Genomic DNA, 246 nt, shown 5'->3' with positions numbered 1-246 from the left:
GGCGCTATCACGCGGCGCGCCGCCGCAGCCAACGCCTCCGGAGACACCGATGACCGATGCCGCGCCCGAAGCCCATCCGAAAGAGCGCGTCGGCGCCGCCTTCGACGCCGAGGCGATGCTGCGCGCGCGCGAGCTGACCTGGCAGGCGGTCGAGCGCATCCGCGCGCAGATCGTGCCGGGCATGCGCGAATCGCAGGCGCGCGAGCTCGGCCAGCGCACCCTGGTCGAACTCGGCATGGGTCGGAT

1 pseudogene is annotated in these 246 nt (G+C 73.6%); it reads left to right on the top strand.

Annotated elements, in window-relative coordinates:
- Positions 1 to 124 precede the first annotated feature (124 nt).
- Positions 125 to 246: pseudogene (locus HKX41_12875) on the top strand ((Fe-S)-binding protein).

The organism is Salifodinibacter halophilus (assembly GCA_012999515.1).
GTDB lineage: Bacteria > Pseudomonadota > Gammaproteobacteria > Nevskiales > Salinisphaeraceae > Salifodinibacter > Salifodinibacter halophilus.
The sequence above is the reverse complement of the archived record's forward strand: the minus strand, read 5'-3'. Positions and strand labels throughout refer to the sequence as shown.